The following is a 6,562-nucleotide window of genomic DNA, read 5'->3' on the forward strand; positions in this document are numbered from 1 at the left end:
GGGCTGGAAGGGGTTCATGCCGGTTCTCCGCATCGCGCGACGTCTCCTGGGGTCCGGGGCCCCAGCGGCCCCGGCCGGATCAACGCGGCATCACGGGCGAAGGTCCCTCTCAGGACCCGCGCTTGATCTTGCCCGGACGCCGCGTCCCCGAGGCCGCGCGCCGCGCCGGGCGCGCGGTCGCCGGCTCGGGCCGCAGCTCCGCGACGGCGGCGGCCGTCTCCTCCACGAAGGACTGGACCGTCGCCTGCACGAGGTCCTCCTGCGGCGCGGGCTCGGCCAGCACCGCCAGCGGCTCCTCCTCCGCCACGAAGGGCGCGGCCTCCGGCTCCGGCTCGGGAAGGGCCTCCACCTCCGGCGCGGTCGCGGCCGCGATGGCCGGCGCGCTGGCCTCGGTCACGAGCCGCAGCGGCACCACCTCCGCCGAATGGTCCGGCGCCTCCTCCTCGGCCGGCACCTCGGCCACCGGCTCGGACACCGGGGGCAGGACGGCCACGGGAACCGAGCTCGGGCGTCGCGCCACCGTCCGGGGCGCGGTCAGCCCCATCATCCGCAGCGCGAAGTCGGTCTGCGCCTGCGCCAGCACGGTCCAGACCGCGACAGCCTGTCGCCACGGTTGGGTGAGGGTCTGGTAGGGGGTCATCTCATTGCTCCGCATAAGCCTTCAGGTCATCCGTCCGCAGCGCCGTCAGGCGCCCGAGGCAGCCCGCCCGGATCATCGGCTGGCCCGAGCCGCCATCCCAGAGCGCCGCCTCCGCCTCGCAGGAGGCATCGCGATAGGCGATCCAGGCCCGCTGGGCAGCCCTCAAGGTGGCCTCGGCCCGGCCCCCGGGCGAGGAGTCAAATTGCCGCGCCGCCGCGACCGCCGCCCCGTAGGCGCGGCTCAGCTCCTCGTCGGCCGCCTCATAGGCCTCCGCGCTGCACCGATTGAGGTCGAGCTGCGTCACCGCCCCGGCGCAGGGGTCCTGCGCGACGGCGGGGCCGGCCCCGAGGACGGCCAGCATCAGCCCTGCCCTCAGGGGCCGGGCCGGGGTCGGCCGAAGGGACTCGAATGGGGCGCTCATGTCCCCAATATGTCCCCTTCCGCAGCGGAAGGCCAGCGCTGCGTTGCAGCATCGGCGGTTTCCCTCGCGCGAGGGCCGCCGCTCAGGCCGCCACGTCGGGCGCAGGCAGCACCTGCACGCCGTCGATCCGCCAGCCGTCCGGCAGCTCGACCATCTCGTAGTCGAGCACCCAGCCCCGCCCCTCGGGGTCCTTCAGGAGGACCCGCTGGTGCAGCGCTCCGCCCTCCTCGCCCAGCTCCAGGAACCGCGCGTCGTGGTTGTCCCAGACCATCGGATAGCCGTCCTCGACCATCCGGCCGAAATTCTCCGGCGTCCCGAAGATTCCCTGGATCCCCGGGCTCGCGTGCTCCCAGGCGCCCGGCACGTCGCGGGCGTTGAAGTCCGAGAGCTGGTCCGCGATGACCGCCTCGATGGCGGCCTGGGTCTGGGCGTCCTGCGCGGCGGCCCCCAGGGGCCACGCGAGCAGCGCAAGGGTCGGGAGCAGGCGCATGGGTCACCTCCGTCGGCTGTCACATGGTTGTCACGTATCGCGGCGCCCATAAGTTTCACACCGACCGAGCCATGGAGCCCCCGATGCCCTACGCCATCCTGCCCGAGGACGAGAGCGTCGAAGCCGCCCTCCGCCGCATCGCGCGAGAGGAGGCCGGGCTGGCGCTCTCCGCCGTCCGGGGCGAGGGCGACCTCGGCCCACGCGTCCACGAGATGCGCAAGGTCGTGAAGAAGCTCCGTGGCCTCCTCCGCCTCCTCCGTCCCGTGCTCCCCGAGGCCAAGGCCGAGAACGCTCGCCTGCGCGACGCCGGCCGCGCCCTCTCCGACCTCCGCGACGCCGCCGTCCAGCTTTCGACCCTGGAGCGGCTGGCCGGGGACATGGACGGGACCCGCCGCGCCCGCCTCCTCGCCCCCTTCCAGGAAGCCGCCGCCCATCACGACGCGAGCGCCGAGGCGGCCGCCCTCCCCGCCTTCGCCGAGGCGATGTCCGATCTCCTCGCCCGCAGCGAGGGCTGGACCCTGCGGCGCGACGGCTGGGACGCTCTGGAGCCCGGCCTCATGGCCACCTGGGATGCCGCCCGAGCCGCCCTCAGGCAGGCCCGCAAGCACCCCGAGCCCCACCACCTCCACGAATGGCGCAAGCGCGCCAAGGATCACTGGTATCACGCGCGCCTTCTCCAGCCGATCTGGCCCGCCCTGATGAAGCCGCACGTCGAGGCCGCCGACACGCTCGGCGAGATGCTGGGCCAGGTCAACGACCTCGCCGTCCTCCTGGGCCGCCTCGACGCCGCGCCCCTCGACGAAGGGCTCCGCTCCGAGGCCCGCGACCTCGCCACCCTCCGCCACGCCGCGCTGATGGCCGAGGCGCTCCCTCTCGGCCGCCGCCTCCTCGCCGGCGACGCCGAGGCCCTCGCCGCCCGCTGGGGCGCCTGGTGGAAGCTGCGCGAGACGACCTAGGCCGCCTCCCCCACCAGTTCCCCCGCCAGCGCCCGCTCGATCAGCCGCACCGTCTCCTCGACGCCGTAGAGCGCGACGAAGCCCCCGAACCGCGGCCCCTCGGAGGCCCCGATCAGCACCTCGTAGAGCGCCTTGAACCAGTCGCGCAGCGGCTGGAACCCGTGCTCGTTCCCTACGGCATAGACGATGGTCTGCAGCTCCTCCGGATCGTGCGACCCCTCGTGCCCGCGCAGCCGCGCCGCGAGGTCCTCCATCGCTGCCCGCTCCGCCTCGGTGGGCGCGCGGAACACCCGCGTGGGCTTCACGTGCTTCTGGAAGTAGCGCACCGCATATCCGGCGGCCGCATCGAGCCCCGGATGCGTCTCCGGCGTGGCCTCGGGCGAATAGCGCCGCAGGAACCGCCACAGCGTCTCCTTGTCCTCGGCGCCCGACACGGAGGCGAGGTTCAGCAGCATCGCGAAGGGTACCACCATGTCCGACGCGGGCGGCTGCCCGCCATGGATGTGCCACACCGCGTTCTGGAGCTGCTGCTCCGGCGTCTGCGTGGCATACCCGCGCAGCGACTGGTGATACTCGTCCACGTTCTTCGGGATCACGTCCCAATGCAGCCGCTTCGCCGTCCTGGGCTTCTGGTACATGAAATAGGACAGGCTCTCGGTCGCCGCGAACTCCAGCCACTCGTCGATGGTGAGCCCGTTCCCCTTCGACTTGGAGATCTTCCCCCCGACCTCGTCGAGGAACAGCTCGTAGACCATGTGGTTCGGCGCCCGCCCGCCCAGCACCTCGCAGATGCCGTCGTAGATCGGCGTGTTGGTCGAGTGGTCCTTCCCGTACATCTCGAAGTCCACGCCCAGCGCCGCCCAGCGAGCGCCGAAATCGGGCTTCCACTGCAGCTTCACGTGCCCCCCGGTGACCGGCAGCGTCCACTCCCGTCCCGACCCGTCGTCGAAGGTGATCGTTCCGTCCTTGGCGTTGACCTCCTTCAGCGGAACATACAGCACCCGCCCCGTCTCCGGATGGATCGGCAGGAAGCACGAATAGGTCTGCTGCCGCTCCTCGCGCAGCGACGCCAGCATGATCTCCATGATCGCGTCGTAGCGCTCGGCCGCCAACCTCAGCGTCGGGTCGAAGGCCCCCGACCGGTAGAACTCCGTCGCGCTGACGAACTCGTACTGGAACCCGAAGGTGTCCAGGAACCGCCGCAGCATGGCGTTGTTGTGGTGGCCGAAGCTCGGATACTCCCCGAACGGGTCCGGCACCGTGGTCAGCGGCTGCTGCAGGTGCAGCCGCAGCATCTCGGTGTTGGGCACGTTGTCCGGCACCTTCCGCATCCCGTCGAGGTCGTCCGAGAACACGATCAGCCGCGTCGGCATCTCCGAGATCACCTCGAAGGCCCGCCGGATCATCGTCGTCCGCAGCACCTCCCCGAAGGTCCCGATATGCGGCAGCCCCGACGGCCCGTAGCCCGTCTCGAACAGCACGTGGTCCTTCGCGGGCCCGCCCTCGACCCGTTTCAGCAGCGCCCGCGCCTCCTCGAAGGGCCAGGCCTTCGACGTCATCGCCGCCTCGCGCAGGGATGCCATGGGTGCGCCTCCTGAAATGGGACCGGGGGCCTCCCTATTGCCGGCCCGTCCCCCCGTCAATAAACCAGCCGGAAATCAGGAGGCCCAGATGACCGAGACCCCCCTTTCCCCGCAGGACGCGCTGGTCGCGATCATGATCGCCGTCTCCGCCTCCGACGAGGCCATCCGCACCGCCGAGCTCGTGCAGATCGCCAACATCGTCGAGAACCTCCCCGTCTTCGCCACCTACGAGCAGGACCACCTGCAGAGCATGGGCGCGCTGATCCTGGACCTCCTCCAGCAGGAGGACGGGCTCGACCAGCTCTTCGCCCGGGTCCGCCGCTACCTGCCCCAGCGCCTCTGGGAGACGGCCTACGCGCTCGCCTGCGACGTGGCGGCGGCGGACGGGCGGATCACCGAGCAGGAGGCCCGGATGCTCGAGGAGATCCGCGACGAGCTGGAGATCGACCGCCTCCACGCCGCCGCCATCGAGAGGGGCGCGCGGGCGCGGTATCAGAGGGTGTGAGGGGGCGGCGCCCGCGACGGCCGGACCCATCCCCATGGGGCGGGCTCCGGCCCGCCATGCCGCGCCAGAGCCACGGCCGCTGGGCTGGAGGGCCGGAGCCCCCCTGCGGGACTCGACAAGCCCCTCCCGACCGGCTTCCCCTTGCGCCGGGTTCGGGTTCGGGGGGCAGCGCGTGAATCACCTCTATTACGGCGACAATCTCGACGTTCTGCGGACATTCCCGGACGAGCACGTCGATCTCATCTACCTCGACCCGCCCTTCAACTCGAACGCCGACTACAACGCGCTCTTCCGCACGCCCTCCGGCAAGCCCGTCGCCGCGCAGGAGGATGCCTTCCGCGACACCTGGCAATGGGACGACGCCGTGTCGGGTGTGGCGGTCCAGCAGGTCAAGCGGGCCTCGGGCTATCAGGACGCGGCGCTCATGCTCGATGCGATGGTGGGGTTCCTCGGCAAGAACGCCCTGACGGCCTACCTCGCCATGATGGCCGTGCGGCTGATCGAGCTGCACCGAGTCCTCAAGCCCACCGGCAGCCTCTACCTCCACTGCGACCCGACCGCGAGCCATTACCTCAAGGTGCTGCTGGATGCGGTGTTTGGCCCACGGCAGTTCAAGAATGAGATTATCTGGAAGCGCACGACTTCGCACAACGATGCCAAGCGCCAATTTCCTGATGTGACCGATCATATATTCTTCTATACCAAGACTAATAGTTATCAGTTTAACCGGCAGTTTGTAGATTATGATCGCGAGTATCTGGAGTCGAAATATCGTTACAAGTCACCAGAAGGGCGAGTTTACCGCCTGTCGGACCTTCGGAGCCCTCAGCCGCGGCCAAATCTTACCTATGATTACAAAGGTCATAAACCACATCCAAACGGCTGGGCGGTGTCGCGCGAGAAAATGGAACAACTCGACGCTGAAGGTCGGCTCGAGTTTCCTAGGAAAGAAGGCGGGCGCATCCAGCTCCGCCGTTTTCTGGATGAACGCGATGGGATGCCACTGACCAGCGTTTGGGACGACATTCCTCCCATCAACTCCCAAGCTGCCGAGCGCCTCGGCTACCCCACCCAGAAGCCCGTCGCCCTCCTCGAACGCATCGTCGCCGCCTCCTCCAACCCCGGCGACCTCGTGCTCGAGCCCTTCTGCGGCTGCGGCACCACCGTCCACGCGGCGCAGAAGCTCGGCCGCCGCTGGATCGGCATCGACATCACCCATGTCGCCATCGGCCTGATCGAGAACCGCCTCCGCACCGCCTTCCCCAGGCATCGAGTTCCAGACCCATGGCACGCCCATGGACCTCGACGCCGCCCGCGACTTCTTCGACCGCGACGACAAGACCAAGAAGGAGTTCGAGAAGTGGGCCGTCACCCGCATCGGCTTCCTTCCGCAGACGAAGAAGGGCGCCGATGGCGGCATGGACGGGATGCGCTGGTTCGGCCCGCGCGAGGAGCACAAGGCCATCGTCTCGGTGAAGGGCGGCAAGACCGTGAACGTGGAGATGGTCCGCAGCCTCGACGCCGTGGTCAAGGCGCAGAAGGCCCAGGTCGGCGTCCTCCTCTCGCTCGAACGGCCGACCGAGGCGGCCCACGACTGGGCCCGGCAGGGCGGCGTCTTCGAGGTGGAGGGCTTCCAGCCCGTCCCCCGCCTCCAGATCGTCACCATCGAGGAGGCGCTCGCCCTGCGCGAACGCGCCGTCCGCCTCCCCGCCCTCTCCGCCGCCCCCGTCAAGGCCGCCCCCAAGGAGGAGGCCAAGGGCGCCGTCCGGGACCTCTTCGGCGAGCCCTCGTAGCCCCCGTAGGGTGCGCCTCGGCGCACCATCCCCGGCCCCTGCCCGAATCACCGTCGCATGGTGCGCCGAAGCGCATCCTACGGGGCCACGCAACACCCCCGTCGGCCGACTTCCCTCGCCGGATCAGCGCCTTGCCCCCGGGGTGTTGCGTCGCCCCACCCCCCACCGAACGCC

General features: G+C 70.1%; 7 protein-coding genes and 1 pseudogene. 4 read left to right on the forward strand and 4 right to left on the reverse strand.

Annotated features, from left to right (window positions below; all coding sequences use genetic code 11):
* Positions 1 to 109: 109 nt before the first annotated feature.
* The 3 genes from RUMESO_RS23570 to RUMESO_RS23580 form a co-directional block, all read right to left on the reverse strand.
* On the reverse strand, positions 110 to 640 hold the full coding sequence (locus RUMESO_RS23570; protein WP_037284699.1) for a hypothetical protein: 531 nt from the start codon (positions 638 to 640) through the stop codon (positions 110 to 112).
* Between the two features lies 1 nt (position 641).
* On the reverse strand, positions 642 to 1,001 hold the full coding sequence (locus RUMESO_RS23575) for a lysozyme inhibitor LprI family protein (RefSeq protein ID WP_037284703.1): 360 nt from the start codon (positions 999 to 1,001) through the stop codon (positions 642 to 644).
* A 142-nt stretch (positions 1,002 to 1,143) separates the two neighbouring features.
* Positions 1,144 to 1,551 carry a DUF4864 domain-containing protein gene (locus tag RUMESO_RS23580; RefSeq protein ID WP_037284706.1) on the reverse strand — a complete coding sequence of 136 codons (408 nt, stop codon included), beginning with the start codon at positions 1,549 to 1,551 and terminating at the stop codon, positions 1,144 to 1,146.
* An 83-nt stretch (positions 1,552 to 1,634) separates the two neighbouring features.
* Here RUMESO_RS23580 and RUMESO_RS23585 point away from each other — a divergent pair, with 83 nt between their 5' ends.
* The gene (locus RUMESO_RS23585) at positions 1,635 to 2,507 is read left to right on the forward strand and encodes a CHAD domain-containing protein (protein WP_037284709.1); all 873 of its coding nucleotides are present in this window, start codon (positions 1,635 to 1,637) and stop codon (positions 2,505 to 2,507) included.
* On the opposite strand, the gene RUMESO_RS23590 is transcribed toward RUMESO_RS23585, so the two are convergent.
* The gene (locus tag RUMESO_RS23590; protein ID WP_037284712.1) at positions 2,504 to 4,090 is read right to left on the reverse strand and encodes a lysine--tRNA ligase; all 1,587 of its coding nucleotides are present in this window, start codon (positions 4,088 to 4,090) and stop codon (positions 2,504 to 2,506) included. The genes RUMESO_RS23585 and RUMESO_RS23590 overlap by 4 nt on opposite strands.
* A gap of 88 nt (positions 4,091 to 4,178) precedes the next feature.
* Here RUMESO_RS23590 and RUMESO_RS23595 point away from each other — a divergent pair, with 88 nt between their 5' ends.
* From RUMESO_RS23595 to RUMESO_RS25545, 3 genes and pseudogenes are all read left to right on the forward strand, one after another.
* Positions 4,179 to 4,595, forward strand: a complete 417-nt coding sequence (locus tag RUMESO_RS23595; RefSeq protein ID WP_037284716.1) for a tellurite resistance TerB family protein — start codon at positions 4,179 to 4,181, stop codon at positions 4,593 to 4,595.
* Positions 4,596 to 4,629: 34 nt separating this feature from the next.
* Positions 4,630 to 5,763, forward strand: a pseudogene (locus RUMESO_RS28765) (site-specific DNA-methyltransferase); the annotation flags it as partial.
* A gap of 127 nt (positions 5,764 to 5,890) precedes the next feature.
* Positions 5,891 to 6,388 carry a restriction endonuclease gene (locus tag RUMESO_RS25545; protein WP_051521651.1) on the forward strand — a complete coding sequence of 166 codons (498 nt, stop codon included), beginning with the start codon at positions 5,891 to 5,893 and terminating at the stop codon, positions 6,386 to 6,388.
* Positions 6,389 to 6,562: the final 174 nt, after the last annotated feature.

Source organism: Rubellimicrobium mesophilum DSM 19309, assembly GCF_000600335.2.
Taxonomy (GTDB): domain Bacteria; phylum Pseudomonadota; class Alphaproteobacteria; order Rhodobacterales; family Rhodobacteraceae; genus Rubellimicrobium; species Rubellimicrobium mesophilum.